The 19,712-nt window shown below is 42.6% G+C and carries 18 protein-coding genes; 15 read left to right on the plus strand and 3 right to left on the minus strand.

Going from position 1 to position 19,712, the window contains the following annotated elements; genetic code table 11:
• The first annotated feature begins 6 nt into the window (after window positions 1–6).
• The 7 genes from MHI32_RS12945 (at window position 7) to MHI32_RS12975 (ending at window position 7,282) form a co-directional block, all read left to right on the plus strand.
• Window positions 7–894, plus strand: a complete 888-nt coding sequence (locus MHI32_RS12945; protein ID WP_052096997.1) for a carbohydrate ABC transporter permease — start codon at window positions 7–9, stop codon at window positions 892–894.
• A 58-nt stretch (window positions 895–952) separates the two neighbouring features.
• Window positions 953–1,870: a dihydrodipicolinate synthase family protein gene (locus tag MHI32_RS12950; RefSeq protein WP_340012479.1), complete on the plus strand. Its 918-nt coding sequence runs from the start codon at window positions 953–955 to the stop codon at window positions 1,868–1,870.
• An 8-nt stretch (window positions 1,871–1,878) separates the two neighbouring features.
• Window positions 1,879–2,565 (plus strand): N-acetylmannosamine-6-phosphate 2-epimerase, encoded by a 687-nt coding sequence (locus MHI32_RS12955; RefSeq protein WP_340012480.1) that lies wholly within the window; start codon window positions 1,879–1,881, stop codon window positions 2,563–2,565.
• 16 nt (window positions 2,566–2,581) lie between these two features.
• Window positions 2,582–3,565: an ROK family protein gene (locus MHI32_RS12960; RefSeq protein WP_340012482.1), complete on the plus strand. Its 984-nt coding sequence runs from the start codon at window positions 2,582–2,584 to the stop codon at window positions 3,563–3,565.
• 698 nt (window positions 3,566–4,263) lie between these two features.
• On the plus strand, window positions 4,264–4,518 hold the full coding sequence (locus MHI32_RS12965) for a hypothetical protein (protein WP_076126010.1): 255 nt from the start codon (window positions 4,264–4,266) through the stop codon (window positions 4,516–4,518).
• Window positions 4,519–4,569: 51 nt separating this feature from the next.
• Window positions 4,570–5,706, plus strand: a complete 1,137-nt coding sequence (locus MHI32_RS12970) for a PQQ-binding-like beta-propeller repeat protein (protein WP_143762374.1) — start codon at window positions 4,570–4,572, stop codon at window positions 5,704–5,706.
• 169 nt (window positions 5,707–5,875) lie between these two features.
• Window positions 5,876–7,282 (plus strand): GNAT family N-acetyltransferase, encoded by a 1,407-nt coding sequence (locus tag MHI32_RS12975; RefSeq protein ID WP_081391841.1) that lies wholly within the window; start codon window positions 5,876–5,878, stop codon window positions 7,280–7,282.
• A gap of 53 nt (window positions 7,283–7,335) precedes the next feature.
• On the opposite strand, the gene thyX is transcribed toward MHI32_RS12975, so the two are convergent.
• Window positions 7,336–8,052: an FAD-dependent thymidylate synthase gene (gene thyX / locus MHI32_RS12980; RefSeq protein WP_076126014.1), complete on the minus strand. Its 717-nt coding sequence runs from the start codon at window positions 8,050–8,052 to the stop codon at window positions 7,336–7,338.
• Between the two features lie 480 nt (window positions 8,053–8,532).
• Here thyX and MHI32_RS12985 point away from each other — a divergent pair, with 480 nt between their 5' ends.
• Together MHI32_RS12985 and MHI32_RS12990 are read left to right on the plus strand one after the other, a co-directional pair.
• Window positions 8,533–9,774, plus strand: coding sequence for a stalk domain-containing protein (locus MHI32_RS12985; RefSeq protein WP_076126017.1), 1,242 nt, complete (start codon window positions 8,533–8,535; stop codon window positions 9,772–9,774).
• Between the two features lie 119 nt (window positions 9,775–9,893).
• Window positions 9,894–10,082, plus strand: a complete 189-nt coding sequence (locus MHI32_RS12990) for a hypothetical protein (RefSeq protein ID WP_036686376.1) — start codon at window positions 9,894–9,896, stop codon at window positions 10,080–10,082.
• Window positions 10,083–10,224: 142 nt separating this feature from the next.
• Here MHI32_RS12990 and MHI32_RS12995 read toward each other — a convergent pair whose 3' ends face one another.
• A complete protein-coding gene (locus tag MHI32_RS12995) occupies window positions 10,225–11,514 on the minus strand; it encodes an adenylosuccinate synthase (protein WP_076126019.1) in 1,290 nt (429 codons plus the stop codon).
• A 115-nt stretch (window positions 11,515–11,629) separates the two neighbouring features.
• Between MHI32_RS12995 and MHI32_RS13000 the strand changes: the two genes are divergently transcribed.
• From MHI32_RS13000 to MHI32_RS13025, 6 genes are all read left to right on the plus strand, one after another.
• Complete coding sequence (locus tag MHI32_RS13000) at window positions 11,630–12,508, plus strand: LysR family transcriptional regulator (protein ID WP_076126224.1); 879 nt, start codon at window positions 11,630–11,632, stop codon at window positions 12,506–12,508.
• 51 nt (window positions 12,509–12,559) lie between these two features.
• Complete coding sequence (locus MHI32_RS13005; protein ID WP_076126021.1) at window positions 12,560–13,801, plus strand: molybdopterin-dependent oxidoreductase; 1,242 nt, start codon at window positions 12,560–12,562, stop codon at window positions 13,799–13,801.
• Window positions 13,802–13,952: 151 nt separating this feature from the next.
• Complete coding sequence (locus tag MHI32_RS13010; RefSeq protein ID WP_076126022.1) at window positions 13,953–14,696, plus strand: hypothetical protein; 744 nt, start codon at window positions 13,953–13,955, stop codon at window positions 14,694–14,696.
• A gap of 13 nt (window positions 14,697–14,709) precedes the next feature.
• Entirely contained in the window at window positions 14,710–16,398 is a 1,689-nt protein-coding gene (locus tag MHI32_RS13015) for a VWA domain-containing protein (RefSeq protein WP_076126024.1), read from the plus strand.
• A gap of 24 nt (window positions 16,399–16,422) precedes the next feature.
• Window positions 16,423–17,562 carry a toxic anion resistance protein gene (locus MHI32_RS13020; protein ID WP_076126025.1) on the plus strand — a complete coding sequence of 380 codons (1,140 nt, stop codon included), beginning with the start codon at window positions 16,423–16,425 and terminating at the stop codon, window positions 17,560–17,562.
• 154 nt (window positions 17,563–17,716) lie between these two features.
• Window positions 17,717–18,439, plus strand: a complete 723-nt coding sequence (locus MHI32_RS13025; RefSeq protein ID WP_076217792.1) for a sensor domain-containing protein — start codon at window positions 17,717–17,719, stop codon at window positions 18,437–18,439.
• A gap of 473 nt (window positions 18,440–18,912) precedes the next feature.
• Here the strand turns inward: MHI32_RS13025 and MHI32_RS13030 are convergent, their stop codons facing one another.
• A complete protein-coding gene (locus MHI32_RS13030; RefSeq protein WP_076183549.1) occupies window positions 18,913–19,701 on the minus strand; it encodes a tyrosine-protein phosphatase in 789 nt (262 codons plus the stop codon).
• Window positions 19,702–19,712: the final 11 nt, after the last annotated feature.

Here is a 19,712-nt window from a genome sequence, read left to right on the forward strand (position 1 = left end):
GACATCATGAATTCTACGAATCCGTTAGAACTGACAGCACCTATTGGCCAATCTAAGAAAGTAAGCAAATGGAAAAAAGAATTGACGATTCCAAAAATATTAGCGACCTTCCTGTTGATTCTAGCAACGTTGTTTTTTATCTTCCCTTTTTATTGGGTGGTTTCAGGGGCATTTAAGCTTCAGACTGTGGCAACAACGATCCCCCCGGAATGGTTTCCGGCTAAGCCGACTCTGCAAAACTGGACCGAGTTATTTAAGAATCCCGTTGAGCGCTGGATGTTTAACAGTTTCATCATTGCTTTTTGTGAAATGGCAGCGATTTGTATCGTTTCTTCCTGTGCTGGATATGTGCTAGCCAAAAAGTCTTTTCCTGGCCGAGGGATTATCTTTACGATGTTTGTTGCCGCTATGGCATTGCCTAAGCAAGTTATTCTTGTCCCGCTGTTTACGATGCTTGCAGATTTTGGGTGGGTCAACACGTATAAAGGGCTTATTTTACCAGCGATTGGCTGGCCATTTGGAGTCTTCCTAATGAAGCAGTTCGCGCAGACGATTCCAGGAGAATTAATTGAAGCAGCCAAAATAGATGGCAGCTCTGAGATTCGTTTGTTCGGAACCATCATTTTACCTTTGTTAAAGCCTGCAATAGGGGCACTGGCAATCTTTACCTTCATCACTTCTTGGAATGATTATTTCAGTCAGCTGATCATGACCAGATCGACTTCAATGATGACATTACCACTTGGGGTAGCGACTCTTCGGGGTGAATTCACAACAAATTATGGACTGCTTATGGCGGGTGCTGCGTTAGCCTCTATTCCTATGATTGCAATTTTTCTAATGTTCCAAAAAGCCTTTACTCAAGGGATTACTATGGGGGCTGTAAAAGGCTAATTATTCTTATAACAACGAAAATTAATAGTAATGAATTAAACGATGGAGGCTGTAATTTATGAAATCATATGATCTTGAATCCTTTAAAGGCATTATTATTGCTATGTACTCCAGTTATGATGCTGAGGGGGAAATCGATAAAGAAGGAGCCCGAAAATTAGCTCGTCAGTATGCTTCTACGGGAGTAAAAGGTCTTTATGTTGGCGGAAGCTCTGGCGAAGGTATGCTGCAATCTGTAGAAGAACGCAAACAAATGCTCGAGGCAGTTATAGCAGAGGTTGGAAAAGAGCTTACAATCATTGCTCACGTGGGTGCCCCATCTACAAGAGACAGTGTTGAACTAGCTATCCATGCTGAGAAAGTTGGCGCACATGCCGTATCGGCTGTTCCAGCGATCTATTATCGTCTTTCACCGGACAGTGTTGAAAGTCATTGGCAGGCGATTATTGATAGTACGGCGCTTCCATTTATTATCTATCACATCCCGCAAACTACAGGCTTTCAATTATCGAAAAGCTTGCTGATTAAGATGGCAGCTCAGGATAAAGTAATCGGGGTGAAAATTTCGGCGGAGAGCACGTTTGAGCTTCAGCAATTTAAAGCCGCAGGCGGGAAGAATTTTCTAGTCTTAAATGGACCAGATGAGCAGTATTTGGCGGGCCGCAGTATTGGGGCAGATGGCGGGATTGGTGGAACTTATGGGGTGATGCCCGAGTTATTCCTAAAAGTGGAACAATGTTATGTGCAAGGAGAGATGGCTGAGGCGCAGAAATGGCAGTTTATCATCAATGATCTCATTGTTGAATTGCTATCCTTTCCTTCATTATATGGTGCGTGTAAAGCGATCCTTAGTGTGCGCGGATTTGAAACAGGTCAGCCAAGAATGCCGCTTTTACCGATTAAGGATTCCGATCAGGAGCGGGTGGAAGCTCTGAACAATAGAATATTAGATTATATTCTTGAAGCGAAGGGATAGGGTTAATAATGACTCGAATAAGTGATATCTTTCCGGTGAAAGGTCTGATTGTTTCCTGTCAGGCACTTGAGCATGAGCCGCTTCATGGTGGGGATACAATGGCTAAAATGGCAAGAGCAGCGGTTCAATCAGGAGCTATAGGAATCCGGACAAATGGTGTTCCAGATATTGTAGCTATCAAAAAAGAAGTAAATGTACCGGTCATTGGACTTATTAAACGGGATATTCCCGGATCAGCCATATTTATAACACCAACCTTAGATGAAGTGAAGGCGATTGTTTCTGCAAAAGCAGAGATTGTTGCGCTTGATGTAACGAATCGGGAAGAACGCTTAGAGTCAGTAAAGCCATTAATAGAATATGCACATCTGAGAGGTGTGCTGGTTATGGCGGATATTTCGACATTTGAGGAAGGGCTTGCCGCTGAGAAATTAGATGTGGATTTCATTGGTACCACGCTTTCAGGCTACACCCCATACAGTACACAGCAGGAAGGACCGGACCTTGTCTTAATTCAACAATTAAGCAAATCAGTGAACATTCCTGTTGTTGCGGAAGGACGGATATGGACACCGGAAGACGCAGCAAAAGCTAAGAATGCGGGGGCATCCTATGTTGTTGTAGGAAGTGCAATTACTAGGCCACAATTGATCACTTCGAGATATGTTAAGGCCGTGAGCGATTTCAATGACTGACGGAGGTGAGTCCGCGATGGAAGGGTATGATCCTCATATAGAATATGCGATCGGAGTAGATATTGGCGGCACGAAAATTAATGCCGGACTCGTCTCTTCACAAGGGGACGTTTTACATACTGTAAGCCTAAGCACATTGGCTGGACAGACGAAAACAATGGATCGCATTATACTAGCTATTCGGACATTAATGGATGAAATAACAGCACAACAAACGGGAATTCAACTCCAAGGAATTGGCGTAGGATCAGCAGGGCAAATGGATTGGGAGGCGGGACGTGTCCGTTCCGCTTCGGAGCTTATCCCTGGCTATGCTGGCACAGCTTTGAAGGATTTGCTTCAGACACAGTTTCATCTTCCGGTAATCGTTGATAATGACGTGAATGTATTAGCATTAACAGAGAAATATTTAGGCTCAGGCAAAGAGGTAAAAGACTTTATCTGTCTTGCCCTTGGTACGGGCGTGGGTGGAGCGATAGTCGTAGACGGCCATCTTGTCCACGGTTCTTGGGGTGGGGCTGGAGAGTTAGGCCATATGTCTGTAGATTTCAAAGGGCCTGCATGCATTTGTGGTGGAACAGGCTGCTTGGAGCAGTATGCTTCAGGCACAAGTATCGCACGTCGCATGCGCGACAAGCTTTTATTACATAACCAGTCCCCAGAGAACGTAGACTCACGGGAAGTGATAGCGAGATGGCGGGCAGGTGACTCTCTGGCTACAGCGTTAATGGAAGACACGATTGCTGCGCTCGGATCCGCGATTGCTTCATTAATCCATATTTTTAACCCTAAAGTCATCGTCATTGGCGGTGGAGTTGCTGAAGCAGGCGAACTTTTGTTTGAAGGCATTAGAAGGGAAGTAAAGGGCAGAGTAATGCCATCGATGCTGGAAAATGTTCGTATTGAAGCAGCCTATTATGGTAATTTATGTGGAATGATCGGTGCGGGGCTGCAGATGTGGGAGTATAGTCCCGATAAAGTAAAGAGAGCAGAGTTATAAGGGGCTATTCACCATCTATCTGTATAGAAAATCACGGGGAGCAATACGTAGAAGCGAGTTTAATTGTACATCGTACAACTATATTTCTCGAATCCCTCCAGCCGATGGGTATAAGTGTATTTTGTACAGCTATTTTCTTGATTTACAGCCTTAGTGGTGGCTTCTCGTGTTTTTAGTTGTAGAAAATGCAACTAAAGTCAAAATGATTGCATTCGCCTACGAAATAACTGTATAGAATACATTTATTCTATTTCTCAGATTCCCCTGAGATCCGGTGTAATTGAGCCATTGAAGATTGATTAGTGTTTTGGGGTTGGTTAAATTTTTAAATAATCTAGTTAGAACCACATGTGAATAATACTCCATGTGGTTTCTTTTATTAGTTATAGCCCGCCCCAGTACCCACTGCCGAATAAACCTTTCGTTCAACCATCAACACATCTAATCCATGTTATGGGAAGCAGTTTTTCGCTTTTTACGTTGAATTTATGATGATGATTCATTAATGTGAGCATATCACACGATATCGCTACGACGAATTCAATGTGTCCAAAGACTCGGGGAAATTCGACCTTAACTGGTCCGGCTCGGATAACTTGTTTGACCAAACCAGCCTAGCTAAGATTTTAATTAGGCTTAAGGGATACAAATTTTCCAGTTTGTATCCCTTAACTTATATAACAAAGGATGGGAAAATTATGGTCGATTATAATAACAACGAAGGAATAGGCGGTTTTCAACAAGGCAGCTATCGTCCATTAGCCATTCATCCCATTGAGGCGAATTGGACCAGACAATCCCGATTCAGAGCTCCAACATCGCTTTCAGTTTTGAAGCGAGTTGTTGACTCGGGGCGGCCGGATTTTTCATATGGATTAAGCTCGTTTACAGTGAATGAACAAGGGAGAGCCGTTTTGGCTGTGGGGCAGGGTGATTTAGAGCTTAATCATTAATACGGCAAACTGTTTCGGGTTTGCTTTGAATCTGACACTGTGGAGCTGCTATTGGAGACTAAGGCATCCCTTATGTCTCCCCTGCTGATCAGCCCAGCCTCCATTTTAGTTGCGACCAATAGCATTCGAGATAATCAGCTCATTTCGGTTGACGAAAATGGCCGGATAAATTGGAAGACTGCAGTGGATGGTGTACCGTATGGCAGGCCGGTGGTAAACAGCGAAGGGTATATTTACCTGTGTACATATGAAGATGAGTTACAAATTATTGGGAGACTCTATGCTTTTGATGCGGATGGAACCATAAGATGGGTTTACAGGTGCTCGTCCATATTTTGGTGCGATCCGGTTATTTCCCGTGAAGGAATCATATATGTTGGTCAAAATGTGAATTCCAAGCTTTATGCTTTTAGTCCTGATGGAGAGTTGTTGTGGGAGAAACGGATGGGTCAAGGAGAAGGGCACCGTCCCCCTGTCATAGATCAGGATGGGGTTATGTATGGGTGTCTTTCTAGCCAGTTATATGCCATTGCTCCGGATGGCGAAGTGAAATGGATATACCAACCGGAGGAAAGTTACGTTGACACCAGCCCTTCCCTGGGCGCAGACGGTAATTTATACGTAAATTTGACCGGCGGGGAATTCATTTGTTTAACGCGAGACGGTGAACAGCTATGGAAAGCGGAAACTAAAGGTTTTGCAATAACTCAGCCAATTCTCGGCCGATGCGGCAACGTTATTCAAAGTCGCTTAATGGATAACTCGATTGAAAGCTACTCCGTTGTTGATATTTTTTTCCAAAAAGGAGTGCATTTAGCAGAGACCGCAATCAAAGGTTCCATTCATTCGGTGATTTTGGCAAATGATGAAGTGATTTACGTCCTGTCCTCCTATTGGACGGCTAAGATGGAGCCTAAATGGGAACTTCATTTGCAAATCTCCATCGGGCAGTCCCAAGGTTGGACAACAGTACTGGGGGAGAAATTCAACTGGGAAACGATTGGTGAAAGCGCCAGATCTTTGTCTAACTTGATCTCTTCCCTTGTACTTGCTATAGGATACTTTGATGATGATGTGCGGGAGAGTGTAGAGCAACTGGAGACTATTGTACCTGCTCCGCTTATTCTTAAATATGACTGGGTAGAGGACGATGAGTCGCTTGGTCGGGGATTTGCTCCGGCACAGTGAATTATATAGTCCTAATTAGAAAAGTGTTTTTTTATAATGCTATAGATATGGTGGGAGAGCAAAAGCTCTGCCTATCAAATTCCCTTGATTTAATAGAATAATTTACCGATAATGTTAATGGGGGAACCCAAAATCAAATCCGTCATGAAGCAGGAGGCACTATCGGACAATGATGACTTTAATGAACATGGTGCGGGGAACGGAGAACGATCTTCCTGCTAAAGAGATGATTAAGTATTGGAATCATGAGCCTGGAACCTTAAAGATGGTAAGGGCCAGCAGCAATTTTATTTATACCTTTCAGTGGAATGGTAACCGCTTTTATTTAAGGTTTACTCATGAAGAGGATAATTCTCCAGACAATATCCAGGCAGAGCTGGATTTTATGATGTATTTATTAGAACAAGGTTATGAGACTGTCTCTCCAGTGCGTTCTAAGTCTGGCAATTGGATTGAAACGTTGTTAACGGATCACGGGCGATACCACGGGGTAGTTTTTGAACAGGCCCAGGGTGAATATGTTTCACTTGATGAGATGAAGGAACCTCATTTTTATCAATGGGGCCAATCGCTTGCACGTCTGCATAATTTTTCGGAAACCTATGCACCGAGCACACCTTATCGCAAAAGCTGGGTCGATTCATTGAATTTTATTTATTCCGTATTGAGCAGGCATCCTGAGGAGCATAAGGCGCTTAAGGAATATGAGCGGATTGAAGCTTGGCTATCAGAGCTTCCTTTTGGAGTAGGGCATACTGGGCTCGTACATTATGATTTTGAGATGGATAATATCTTTTATATGCAAGAAGAATCCCGCTACAGTGCCATCGATTTTGATGACTCTATGTATCACTGGTTTGCGATGGATATTACATCGGCGTTAAGAGACCTGACGGAATCGGATGATAATGAGAGTAGAAGAAACATTGACCATTTTATTAATGGATATAGATCGGTTAAGCAGCTAGATGATGAGTATATGAAGTTGATACCTGAATTTCAAAGATTTGCAGACTTATACAGTTTTGCTAGATTACTTCGGTGTATGGAGAATACGGATGATTCTATTTTCCCGGATTGGGCGAAACAGCTTAAACTGAAATTAGAAAGAGTTTGTGACCGATTACGAACCGGCTTTCAAGCACATATAGTGCTGAAGGATATCACTGAAAAAAACTGGTACGCTTGTACTCAATTAGAAGTATCGGATGAGCAAAAGGCTATTTTTCCTGTACCAGTGGTCTATTGGTTAGCAGAAGCAGCTTATTGTGGTATGACCCCGCTCGCTTTATACGCAGATGAAGAATTGGTAGGTTTCTCTGTGTATAGCGTAGATCCTGAGGACGGAAGTTATTGGATTATGGCTTTTATGATTGACCAGAAATACCAGAACAGGGGTTTAGGCAGAACGGGTATGGATACCTTAATTCGTTATATTAAAGCAGAACACCATTGCGACAAAATCGTTATTGGCCATCGGATCGAGAACGAACGTGCTACGAATTTATATACATCACTCGGGTTCGTTGAAGTCAGTAGGGACGAGTTTGAAGTTATACGAGGGTTGGTAGTGTAAAAAGGGAAAAGCCGCCAAGGGTTTGGCGGCTCTTTTTTATATAAGGAAATAAATTAATCTACAGAGCCGGTTGTCAGCAGCTGATCAAAAGAGACAGGGAATAGTGGCTCAATTAGCGATAAAATTGCTTTTGCATACTCCTGAATTTCTTTCTGAGCGTCATGCTCCAGTCTTTGATTTAAAAAATGGGCTACAGATTGAACTGAAGCTGTCCAGTACCAACGAACGAATAATCCATAAGCAGGTAGAAACAGTCTTGCTTGTTCAGCACATATACCATCTGCTAAAGCTGCTTCATACTTAGATAATCCTAACTCGGTGTATTCTTGAAGCTCGCGGGTGTATTTTTCACCAAGCTCCCATGCAATGATGTCACCACTGCCTTGTTTGGAATTCTCTGGTTTGGATCTCCATTCTCCCGCAGCAGGTTGATAAAAAACGGGTTCTTCGGTTATGTATCTGCGGCTGGATTCGTTCCAGGCTTCCAAGCTATCTCCAGTACCTTCGTAATGAGCAGAACCGACTACGTATTTCCACCACTGTCTCGCAACCATTAATGGGGCATAAACCTCAAATTGAGTGATGGCATGGCGGAAAGGAGAGGTATGTCCTTCACGGGCAAGGAATTTTATTAGTTTGACATCCCGATCACTAAGCTCAAAAGATTGTTTAGCATAAGAAACACGCGCAGCGTTAGCAACCGTTAAATCTGAGCCCATATGATCTACTAATCTTACATAACCTTCATTTAAAACTTTGATTGTTGTCAATTTAATGTAGCCTCCTTTTCCAAAGCAGAGTAAATGAGTTCGTCACACCATTGTTGATTGCAAAATCTAGTCTCTCTGAGGATTCCATCCCTAATCATTCCTGCTCTAATCATAACTTTTTCAGATTGAAGATTCTCTGCATTGGCATAGGCAACGACTCTATGGGCATTAAGAGAGCTAAAGGCGTAGCCTATCAGTGTTTTGACGGCTTCTGTCGCATAGCCCATTTTCCAGTATTCCGGCAGTAAGACCCAGCCAATCTCCCATTGCTTGTATAATCTCTTAATATCAATCTGTCGGCTATTATTTCCATGAGTTAATACCTCCTAATCCATGATTATAATGGAAGACTCTGTAATTATCACGGAGTAAATTCACTAGAAATACAAAAAAATATTTCTGTAAATTTTTCTCTAGTAAAATTGTGGAATTGTGATACAGTAATTAAGGTTTATATATTTAGAGGGGGATGTAAGGAAAATGAAAGCTATTAAATGGAGCATCACTGCAGCGTTAGCAGTATCTATGTTGGGTCCAATACATACAGTGAAGGCGGCAGATACGCGTAACGTCGATTACGATCAAGGTAGTATTTTACGGAGTGCCAGTTCAGTTTCGTCATCATACAATGAAGGCAATCCGCAGGTTGAAGATTTGATTTTTCAGATGGATGCTACCGAAATCACTGTTGGGGACAATGTTCCGGTACAAATCTATGCTAAAGATGCCGATGGCATTTCCGAACGCGTTCCGTTAGCTCAAGCAAATGTCGTAATTGAAAAGCCTTATTTGCTGCAAAAACAAGCCGATGGCACAATGAAAGCCTTAGCGGTAGGAGAAACGAACGTAACGGTCATTTCAGGATCAGATTCCAAAACAATAAAAGTTTCGATCAGTGCGGACCATGATATTGATCAAGGTGCATTTGTTAATGGAACAATGTATTTGCCGGTTCAATCGGTTTTTCAAACGTTGGGAGCAACAGTCCAAGTTAATACAGCAACTAAAATCTTTAGCATACGTCTAGGTGATTTGCCAATACAGCTTCAACTCGGAAGCGATATTGCAATGGTGAATGGTGCGAAGGTCAAAATGAGTGGTAAAGTGCAAAAGATCGACGGATCTACAGTTTTTCCTGCCACGCTTTTAAAGACTGCACTGTCAGCAGAGTTAATTTGGGATGGAAATTATCAGACGATGGAGATCTACTTCGGCAAAGCAGAGTTGTTCGCCTATACGAAACAAACTGCGCAGATTTTTAAGAAGGAAGAACAAGGAAACCTCGTTAAGTTCATTGGAAAAACATATTGGCTCAATCAATTCGACTCCGATTATAAGTTCCAAAAAGTCACTATTGTAGATATTCTACCTGATTATGAAGGTGAATTCGCCATTTCATTTAAGGTTTTATCAACGGGGCAAATTCTTAACTCTTATACAATGTCGGGGGATGAGTTGATCCGTACATTAGGAAATAAAGAATATTTCTTAACAACGGATCCATTTAAGACCTATAAGTGGTCAGATGCGATTTGGAGTAAGATTAAAAAGAGCATAGTTGCTACTGGGATGACCAAGCAGCAAGTGGAGTTTAGTTGGGGTAAGCCAATAAGTAAATCTACACTATCAGGTAGTGGCATTCAAGTGGAGACCTGGCAGTATGGTAATTATAACTATGTTACCTTTACGAACGGTGTTGTCTCCATGATTTATACGAATTAATACTTCCTAATTTCTGCGTTACTTTAGTCATAGAGCCTGTCTTTGCGACATATCATTTTGGAGAAGCACTTTCAGAATTAAAGTGTTGACTATTGTTGGCCGAAATGAGGGGTTTATTCATGGCAAAGTCAAAACGTGGACATGCACTTTGGAATTTACCATCAAGGGGCAGGGGCACTTGCCCAATCTGTCAGAACACCCGTATTAAGCTGCTTTATCCCAAGAAAAAAACGGATGGAGCAGTCGTTAAGGTCTGTAAACGCTGTGACAAGGCTCCGCAGACGAAAGTGGATGCCGTGTTGATTTAAAAAGAGTACACAAAAAGAGGCTGTCTCAAAAGTGGATTTTTCTACGTATGAGGCAGCCCTTCTCATGAATAAAACAAAGAAGCGCTTCTCTAATAAGAGAGGCGCTTCTTTTAAATTCTACAGAGATTTAGTACGTATATGATTATTTCGTTATCCGATTAATGACCTGTTCGCGTCTAGGACCCACGGAAATCGTAGTAATACGCGTGCCAATAGAGGTTTCAATAAAATCAATGTAAAGCTTAGCTTGTTCTGGCAGATCTTCGAAGTCGGTGATCTGAGAGATATCGCAGTTCCAGCCAGATAAATGTGTGAATATCGGTTTTGCAGAGTTCAGTTTATTCGTAGCCGGGAACTTGCCGGTGATCTCTCCATTTTCAAGCTCATAAGCCACACAAACTGGAATCTCATCCAAATAACCAAGCACGTCAAGATTAGTCAACACGACTTCAGTGGCACCCTGCATTTGGCAACCGTAACGAGTAGCTACAGCATCAAACCAGCCCATACGTCTAGGACGGCCAGTCGTAGCCCCGAATTCCCCGGCATCGCCACCTCTTGTACGAAGTTCATCCGCAACGGGCCCTTCTAATTCCGTAACAAAAGGTCCAGCGCCGACACAACTGGAATAGGCCTTGGTTACAGCGATGACATTCGTGATAGCTGCTGCAGGAAGACCGGCACCGACAGGTGCAAACCCGGCAAGTGTTGAAGAGGAGGTGGAGTAAGGATAAATACCGTGATCAGGATCACGCAGAGCCCCAAGCTGACCTTCAAGTAAGATAGTCTCTCCCTTGGCATAAGCCTCTTGCAGCAAGTCTGTTGTATTGGCTACATAAGGCACTAGCTGTGCAGCTTCTTCTTGCAGCTGAATCATTAATTCCGAGATTTGGATCGGCGCTTTCTTATATAAATGCTCAAGTAAGATATTTTTGGAAGCGAGTAATTGTTCAAGACGTTTCTCAAGTCGGGCGGTATCAAATAAATCCGCTACCTGTATGCCTAGCTTTGCATATTTATCTGCGTAAAATGGTGCGATTCCTCGTTTAGTTGAACCGAATCCTTGAGATCCCAGACGTTCCTCTTCTAGTTCATCAAACAAACGGTGGATTGGAAGCACGATTTGCGCCCGTTCGGATACGAATAATCTAGGCTTTGGCACACCTCTATCCGTTAAAGCTTTCAATTCTTTTATTAATACTTCTGTATCAAGTGCTGTTCCGGGTCCAATAATGTTTGTAACGGAAGGATAAAATACCCCAGATGGCAGCATATGCAATGAAAATTTTCCATATTGGTTTATGATGGTATGCCCAGCATTACTACCACCTTGAAAACGAACGACAAAGGAAGATTGTGCAGCTAGCACATCCGTCATTTTTCCTTTTCCTTCGTCGCCCCAGTTTGCTCCTACAATTGCAATTACGGTCACGCGTTTTCGCCTCCCAAGCTTGTTTTTGGCTACAGGACTAAGTATAATGCTAGTTAAATCATTAGAAAAATTGATATAAGTTATATCTATTATAAGGTGGAGTAATGACGTGGGGATGGACATTAATTTGGAGTGGTATCGCTCTTTTTATTGGGTAGCGAATACTGGGAGTTTAACTGCTGCGGCAGAACGACTCAATATTACACAACCGGCAGTAAGTCACACGATTAAACAATTGGAAGAGAAAATGGGCGGCCCGTTATTTTTTCGCACTTCTCGCGGGGTCGATCTAACAACAGAAGGAAAAGTACTGCTTAGCTTTATTGAGCAAGCCTTTCATCATGTAGACATGGGCGAAAGAGCGATCGCAGATATGAACAATCTGAACAGCGGCGAGATTCATATCGGAGCAAGTGATACCTTATGCAAATATTATCTGTTGCCTTATTTGGAGCAATTTCATGAACAATTTCCCAATATCCGCATTCATATTACGAATCGAACGACACCAGAAACACTTACGCTTTTAAAAGAAGGGAAAATTGATTTTGGTATCGTCAGCTTGCCGACATCTGATAAACAGATTGATTTTCGCAAAAGTACTCAGCTTCAAGATTGCCTGGTAGGGGGCAAAGGTTTTCGTCATTTGGCGGACAAGACCATGCCGCTTGCAGACATTCAGCAGTATCCGTTGTTATGCTTAGAAGCGGGTGGGAGCACCAGAAAGTATATGGATCAGTTTTTAGCTTCTAATCATCTGACGATTACACCTGAATTTGAACTGGGAAGTGTGGATTTGCTTGTTCAGTTTGCGAAACGCGGTTTTGGCCTTGCTTTTGTTATTCGTGATTACGTAACCGAAGAATTGAAGAAAGGTGAGCTTGTCGAGATTCCTCTGGACCCACCTTTGCCAGAACGTAACATAGGAATTGCTACCCTGCGTGGAGTTCCTCTTACAGCTGCTTCAAAGTCTTTTCTAACATTATTAGAGTAGAATCAGGATAAAGAGCTATTTGAGCATACCTAGTGAAGAGGAGGAAAGGTAATGAATTCTTTACTGGCTCGGCTGCGCAAGGGATACGGGAAAAAGCTTCGGGCGCTTCATACCTGGAATGGCTGGCTGGTTGTGTTGCTCACGCTCACAGGACTTGTACTTGTAGGTGGCTTCTGGCGTGGCTTCTTAGGGGAAGGCAGAGTATGGATCAAAGGGCTTCATATCGTGGTCGGTGTTGCTTCGATTATTCCGGTTATTTATTATTTGCTGCTGGCAGGGAAACATTGGAAACAACTGAAGGAGCGGCCTTGGCAACGTTTTAATGTAATCGTTGTACTTTCATTGCTGCTCGGCTGGTTCGTTTCAGGAGTGCTACTCTGGCAATTCCGCGTGGTGGGTCCACATGTATCGAACGTTGCTCTGGTCGTCCATGACTTATTGACCTGGATAGGCCTTCCTTATATTATTTATCATTCTTTGACTCGGGTAAAATGGCTTAAAGAACCGAGCCGGCGGATAGTGAAAAGCGGCATTGAGACAGGCAGCCCTTCGAATCATCGGGAAACCCCGCAGCCGGTTTATACACGTAGAGCTTTCATACGCGGATCGATTGGTGTTGGGCTTGCGGTCACTATAGGTCCATCGTTTATAAAATGGCTCGGCAGTTCAATTGGAAATATCGGGGGCAGCGAAACAATTGATAAGCTGATCGAAAGTGATCGTAATCAGTTGTTGCCTGCACCCCGGCCACTGGCGGCATCCTCACCCCCTCTCGGAGGAGGGGCGCAAGGACAATTCCGTGTTTACACAGTCACTCCGATTCCAGAGTTTACGAACAACAATTGGTCTTTTACGATAGATGGGCTTGTGGAGCAGAATTTCAAGTGGAACTGGGAACAGTTCGTAAAGCTGAAGCGGACCGTTCAGGTGAGTGATTTTCACTGTGTGACAGGCTGGTCAGTCTATAAGAATACCTGGGAAGGAATCAAGCTAAAAGATCTTTTGAGTCAGGCCGGTGTGAAGCCCACAGCTAAGACTGTGAAATTCTATTCGGGTGATGGTGTATACACGGATACGCTCACATTGGAACAAGCCGACATGGATGATGTGCTGGTTGCGGTAATGCATGATGGAAAGCCGATTCCTAGCGATCTCGGCGGTCCTGTACGGTTAATCGTTCCGAAGATGTTCGCATACAAGTCTGTGAAGTGGCTGAACCGGATTGAGCTGATCGAAGGCGATCATACGGGATATTGGGAGCAACGCGGGTATTCAAATGATGCGTGGGTATAAAATAGGGATCGTTAACCTTAATGGGCTTATTGCCTGTTAAGGTTTTTTTGTTGATTAATTCCTTATTTTTTTAGCATATAGCAAATGAAGAGACGTAATAACAGAAATTGCTCCATACAATAGAAGTGACTGGATGCAGGAGGTGGTTGTGATGAACGGGGTTAGAGCCATAAAGCTGTTGGGACTTATTCTCGGTGTGGTACTCCTGAACATTATCGTGTTGTCACCAGGTTTATTAGGGGTGGAAATCGGAGGCACCAGTGTATTTGAAACAGCTTTAGGTGTGACATTGTTGTTTGTTAGTCTACTTGTTGTTCTTTACGGAAGTTATATTTTATTGTTTAAACCTTCATCTATCCCTGCTGTGAAAACACTGAAATCTTATGAGGATTATATAGCCGCGCTTACTCAATACAAAAATGTCAAAGTGCTGAAAAAAGACATTGCGCTTGCTCTAGATCAGATATCCCGGATGGAAAAGAAGAGAAGTACCTTGTTAGATGTTTTAGGTCAGAGATTCGAATCCACTGAACTTAGCTTCAAAAAATTTAATGCAGTCAGTTATGAAGTAGCAAAGCTTTTTTACCTGAACATTCGAGGGATTCTGAATAAACTCAGTGTATTTGATGCCTCAGAGTTCACCCTTTTCTCCAGCCAGCATAGACCCTCGCAGTTCTCAGATAAACTGGTGCAAAAAAAGACAGCTTTGTACAATGAATATTTAGCCTACGTAACAGGGTATCTTGGGGCAAATGAAGAGATTCTGCTGAAGCTGGATAAGCTGCTGCTGGAAATATCGCTACTTGACAGTACAGATTATACAGATGTTGAAGAGATGCCTTGTATGAAGGAAATCGATGAGCTGATCAAGCAGACGAAATTCTATAAGCAATGAAGGGGAGAAGTGTATGGCTAATAAAGGAAAAACAGTAGCAGTTTTAGGGACCATTACGGTGGTAGTTTTTGCTCTCGTGTATTTTGGAATCACCTTGACTTCTAATATAGGAAAAACCAAAACCCAGATTTCTTCCGAAGATGCGGGGAAGCAGCTTGAGAAGCTATATAAGAACATAAACGTGACCACTGCTGAGCAAATTAAAGGCCAGATTGACCTGGATCCTGTTGCGATTGGGGATTCATTACCAGATATCTCAAAGTTTCCTGTATCCGTAGACAATACAACAGATAGCTTTGTAGAGATATTCTCTTCTACAGAGAAATCAGGAACGGGTAATGATGGTTGGCTAAATGAAGTTGCCACAGATTTTAACAACTCTAATATTGAGGTGAACGGGAGTCACGTTTCTGTGAAAATCCGTAATATTGCTTCAGGTACAGCGACAGATTACATAAGATCTGGGAAGTATGTGCCAGATGCCTTTACCCCATCAAATGAGTTGTGGGGCGAAATGGTAAAAGCAAACGGGATGAACACTCAGCTAATCACTAAACGCCTTGTAGGAAATGTAGCTGGTATTGTTACCAGTAAGGCGAAATATGATGAACTAATAGAGAAATACGGTTCTTTAAACGTTAAGACGGTTACAGACGCCATAGCAAATAATGAATTATCAATGGGCTATACCGACCCTTTTGCCAGTTCTACGGGTTTAAACTTTCTGGTAACAGCGCTTGGGACGTTTGGCGGTTCAGACTTACTTGGTGAGCAAGCGGTGCAGGGCTTTGAGAAATTCCAAGCAAATGTTCCCTTTATTGCCTCAACCACTTTACAGATGCGAGAGGCTGCAAAAACCGGTAAGCTTGATGCTTTTGTCTTAGAATACCAGATCTTTGTGAATGCAACAGATTTGAAAGGGGGGTATGTATTCACTCCTTTTGGTGTAAGACATGACAGCCCGCTTTATGCTTTGGGTGATCTTCCTCAGGAAAAACTCGATATTATTAAGAAGTTTGCTGAGTTTGTTGAACAGGAAAAATACCAGGAGCTGGGTGAGAAAAAAGGCTTCAATGGTCTTAATGATTACCAATCAGAGCTTAGTACAGTGGATGGCAGTCTCATATCCTCAGCTCAGAAGCTGTGGAAAGAGAAGAAAAATGGCAATAAACCTATCGCCGCAGTATTTGTGGCAGATGTCTCAGGAAGTATGAACGGGGAACCTTTGAACCGCTTAAAGCAATCTTTATTAACAGGCCAGAAGTACTTGGGCAAGGATAACAGCATTGGTTTTGTCTCTTACTCTGATAACGTTACAATCAATCTTCCGATTGGAAAATATGACACGAACCAGCAGTCCATGTTTGTTGGTGCGATTGATAGTCTTCAAGCAAATGGGGGGACGGCTACTTTTGACGGGATCGCGGTAGCCATCCATATGCTTCAAACGGAATTACAGCTAAATCCGGATTTGAAGCCGTTGATCTTTGTATTAAGTGATGGAGAGACCAATGAAGGGCATTCCTTGAATGATATCAGAGGTCTTATTGAGACCTACAAAATCCCGATTTACACGATTGGCTACAATGCGAATATCAAGGCGCTTGAGAGTATTTCGAGTATAAATGAAGCGGCCAACATCAATGCAGATACAGATGATGTAGTCTATAAAATTGGCAACCTGCTCAATGTTCAAATGTAAGCTATTTTTTATAGGAGGGGTTCTATGTCGTTTACTATGGAAGTCGTAAGTCAGGAAAAGCTGAAATCTGTAATTGAAGAGCAGGTCAAACCTGAGCCTGAGGAAGTATCACAACTGAAAGCACTGGCAGTAAACAATGTCTCCGCCATTCTGGATCTGAATTTAGAGTCACTGGATAAGCGGAAAGCGGTGTTGCAATCCATTGATAGCTTCGGTATGGAAACGATGAGATCCTCTTCGGACAAAAACTCCCTGTTGCAGGTTTCAGTGGGGAATTTATCAAAGACAGGGGATGAAGGCGGCCAAGTAGCAAAAGGTTTGACGGAGCTTAATCTCCAGCTGAAGGATTTGGATCCCAGTGCAGTAGATTTTGCCAAGACGGGTTTTCTTGGGAAGTTCTTTAATCCATTACGTAGTTATTTTGCTAAATATCAAAAGGCGGATGCTGTCATTTCAGATATTATAATTTCTTTAGACAAGGGTAAGACCGTTTTGAAGAACGACAATACTACGCTGGAATTTGAGCAACAGGCACTTCGGGAACTTACAAAAAAGCTACAAAAAGAAATTCAGCTCGGCATGCTGATGGATCAGGAAATAGAGACGCAACTGGAAGCGGCTAAGCTGCGTGATGAGGATGAGGAGAAAGTTCGGTTCATTACAGAAGAAGTGCTTTTTCCGTTGCGGCAGCGTGTCATGGATTTGCAACAGATGCTTGTAGTGAATCAACAAGGAATTATGGCCATAGAAGTGGTTATTCGAAATAATAAAGAGCTGATCAGAGGGGTGGACAGAGCTAGAAATGTTACCGTGTCTGCCTTGAAAATATCGGTTACGGTAGCTAGTGCGCTGTATAATCAACGAATTGTTTTGAAAAAGATCGAACTTTTAAATCAAACCACCGATAGCCTGATCAGCGGTACCTCAAAAATGTTGAAAAACCAAGGGGCGGAAATCCATAAACAGTCGTTAGAATCAAGTATTTCAGTGGATACATTAAAGCAAGCTTTTACAGATGTGCTATCCGCTCTCGATTCCATCAGTACTTATAAGCAGGAAGCTCTCCCCAAAATGCGTGAAACCATTAATCAGTTCAGAGAGCTGGCAGATAATGGCGAACAGCAGATTGTGCGGCTGGAAAAGGGAAATAAGTTGGGGCTGTAGCCTAGCAAAATCATAAATCCGGTTAATTATGCGCCTTGAGCAACAAATCCTAGCCTTTAGTCTGGTATGACTCCAGCCCCAAGACTGTTTTGAGCCTTCTTTTTCCCACGTATAATGAGATTAATTGAAAAACGTGAGAGAAAGGACAATAGAAATGAATGATAAGTTATACACTATGCCGATGGGAGCTCTTGATTCCATGCATATTCCAGCAGAATCACAACCCCAATCTAAAACGCGCAAACGTGGAGCAAGTCCAAAGACATATCGGAGTATTTTATACTTCTTAATCTCTTTGCCGCTTACGATTGTATATTTCGTGTTTATGGTGACAGGGCTGACGTTATCCATTGCGTTAACCCCAATATTTATCGGAATTCCTTTGTTTTTTGCAGTAGCTAAGGGATTGGATTACATCGTACAATTTGAGCAAGAGCTGGTCAGATCATTGTTAGATATTCCTAGACCTAGTGAAGAGGCCAGATCGGATATGCAGCTAGAGGGAGCGGGCTTCCTGCAACGAATGAAGTTAGGTTTTCATGGAGCGAAGTTTGCCCGTAACGTCATGCTGATTATGGGGCGATTCGTATCCAGCATTATTTTCTTTTCAATAACAGTAACTGTAGTAGCGGCTGCACTGGGCCTGATTACACTACCTGTGCTGCACCAGATTTTCTTGCAAACCATGGATTTGAACATTTTAGAGAATAGTGTGTTTGCTTTGTTCCAGATCGACTGGACATTATCCCAACAATATATCTCCTATGTAGTAGCTGGATTTGTTGTTGCCTTGTTAGCAAGTTGGGTGATTCGTATGCTTATGGATGTGCAACGTAGAATGCTGTTCGTATCCTACGAGGAAAGACAACAGTACTAATTGGAAAGAAGAGGTTGTCGCTAAACAACCCTTTCTGAATCAGAATAAAACACCAGACAATGATCCTTCAGTTCGTGAAGAATCATTGTCTGGTGTTTTTGGTCTGCGGGGAGGTTTGCTTTTGCAAATGATAAGCTAGTGGAGGCTGCCTGATTGCTTCATTGATTTTTTTTAGTGTCGGTTACTGGTGAGGGATGTTGATGGAATCTGCGAAATAGCTGTACTTTGTGCAGTTATTTCGAGTGCCCAAAGAATAATCCTGACTTTAACTGCACTTTATACAACTAAAAACTAGAGAATCCACTTATAAGGGAGTAATTTCAGAAAATAGCTGCATGAAATACACTTATATCCAGTGATCGAGCGTTCTATTGGATTATAGTTGTATGAAATACAATTAAACTTGAGCGCTTTTACAAATTGCCCCCGTCAACACTCCTGCATCAATTTTCGCTGGGGTGCAATCGCACAAATTATATAGCCTCTAAGCAAAATACTTGCAGCTGCTCGCGTTTTTCGGCTGTTATAGCAAACTCCTGTTCAAGGAAAGCCTCAATGCTCTCATAGCGTTCGTCAATGGCGGAGAAGATAGCCTCCATGAATTCTCTACGTAATTCTAGGGATGCCATAACCTTGTCTACTTCTTCCGGGGATAGATGCTGTGAGACTTGCGCTTTTATTTGTTCATTCATAGGCGCGAGTGTCAGGTTAGAGATCAGATAGTCTTCAACAATCGTTTCTTTCGGGACTCCAAGTGCGAGAAAGATAAAGGCGGATCCAACACCCGTGCGATCCCTTCCGCCAGCACAATGATGCAATATAGGATATTGGTCCGGGAGCATAATAGTTTCCATTAATCGCTTATAGGAAGGGTTGTTAAAGGCCATATTCAAATACATATTAGCTAAGAAGTCTGCAGTAAAATGCTTCAGAAATTCAGAACCTACCACATCTCTCATGTCCCCAGGCACTTCTTCCACTAGGGCAGGTATACTGATATTATTTACTCCGGGAATTACTGGATCCGGCTTTAAACGGACTTCTTCTACGCCACGATAATCGAATATTGTTTTAATGCCAAGGGATTGAAAGAGTTCCACATCTTGCTCCGTCATTCCCGTTAATTCAGCAGAGCGAAAAAATAAACCACGCTTCACCCGCCGGCCATCTAGTGTTGTATAACCTCCCATATCACGGAAATTAAGGATACCTTTAAAGGGGAGAACATGATTTAGAGAATCATTTGTTGGTTTCTGGTTCATTTTCTTTTGTA

Origin of the sequence: Paenibacillus sp. FSL H7-0690, assembly GCF_037980415.1 — a bacterium.
GTDB lineage: Bacteria > Bacillota > Bacilli > Paenibacillales > Paenibacillaceae > Paenibacillus_AQ > Paenibacillus_AQ odorifer.

What these genes read in the sequence shown, in the direction of transcription:
- MHI32_RS12945 (WP_052096997.1), top strand. Translation starts at nt 7, where the DNA reads ATGAATTCTACGAATCCGTTAGAACTGACAGCACCTATTGGCCAATCT.
- MHI32_RS12950 (WP_340012479.1), top strand. Translation starts at nt 953, where the DNA reads ATGAAATCATATGATCTTGAATCCTTTAAAGGCATTATTATTGCTATG.
- MHI32_RS12955 (WP_340012480.1), top strand. Translation starts at nt 1,879, where the DNA reads ATGACTCGAATAAGTGATATCTTTCCGGTGAAAGGTCTGATTGTTTCC.
- MHI32_RS12960 (WP_340012482.1), top strand. Translation starts at nt 2,582, where the DNA reads ATGGAAGGGTATGATCCTCATATAGAATATGCGATCGGAGTAGATATT.
- MHI32_RS12965 (WP_076126010.1), top strand. Translation starts at nt 4,264, where the DNA reads ATGGTCGATTATAATAACAACGAAGGAATAGGCGGTTTTCAACAAGGC.
- MHI32_RS12975 (WP_081391841.1), top strand. Translation starts at nt 5,876, where the DNA reads ATGATGACTTTAATGAACATGGTGCGGGGAACGGAGAACGATCTTCCT.
- MHI32_RS12985 (WP_076126017.1), top strand. Translation starts at nt 8,533, where the DNA reads ATGAAAGCTATTAAATGGAGCATCACTGCAGCGTTAGCAGTATCTATG.
- MHI32_RS12990 (WP_036686376.1), top strand. Translation starts at nt 9,894, where the DNA reads ATGGCAAAGTCAAAACGTGGACATGCACTTTGGAATTTACCATCAAGG.
- MHI32_RS13000 (WP_076126224.1), top strand. Translation starts at nt 11,630, where the DNA reads ATGGACATTAATTTGGAGTGGTATCGCTCTTTTTATTGGGTAGCGAAT.
- MHI32_RS13005 (WP_076126021.1), top strand. Translation starts at nt 12,560, where the DNA reads ATGAATTCTTTACTGGCTCGGCTGCGCAAGGGATACGGGAAAAAGCTT.
- MHI32_RS13010 (WP_076126022.1), top strand. Translation starts at nt 13,953, where the DNA reads ATGAACGGGGTTAGAGCCATAAAGCTGTTGGGACTTATTCTCGGTGTG.
- MHI32_RS13015 (WP_076126024.1), top strand. Translation starts at nt 14,710, where the DNA reads ATGGCTAATAAAGGAAAAACAGTAGCAGTTTTAGGGACCATTACGGTG.
- MHI32_RS13020 (WP_076126025.1), top strand. Translation starts at nt 16,423, where the DNA reads ATGTCGTTTACTATGGAAGTCGTAAGTCAGGAAAAGCTGAAATCTGTA.
- MHI32_RS13025 (WP_076217792.1), top strand. Translation starts at nt 17,717, where the DNA reads ATGAATGATAAGTTATACACTATGCCGATGGGAGCTCTTGATTCCATG.
- MHI32_RS13030 (WP_076183549.1), bottom strand. Translation starts at nt 19,701, where the DNA reads ATGAACCAGAAACCAACAAATGATTCTCTAAATCATGTTCTCCCCTTT.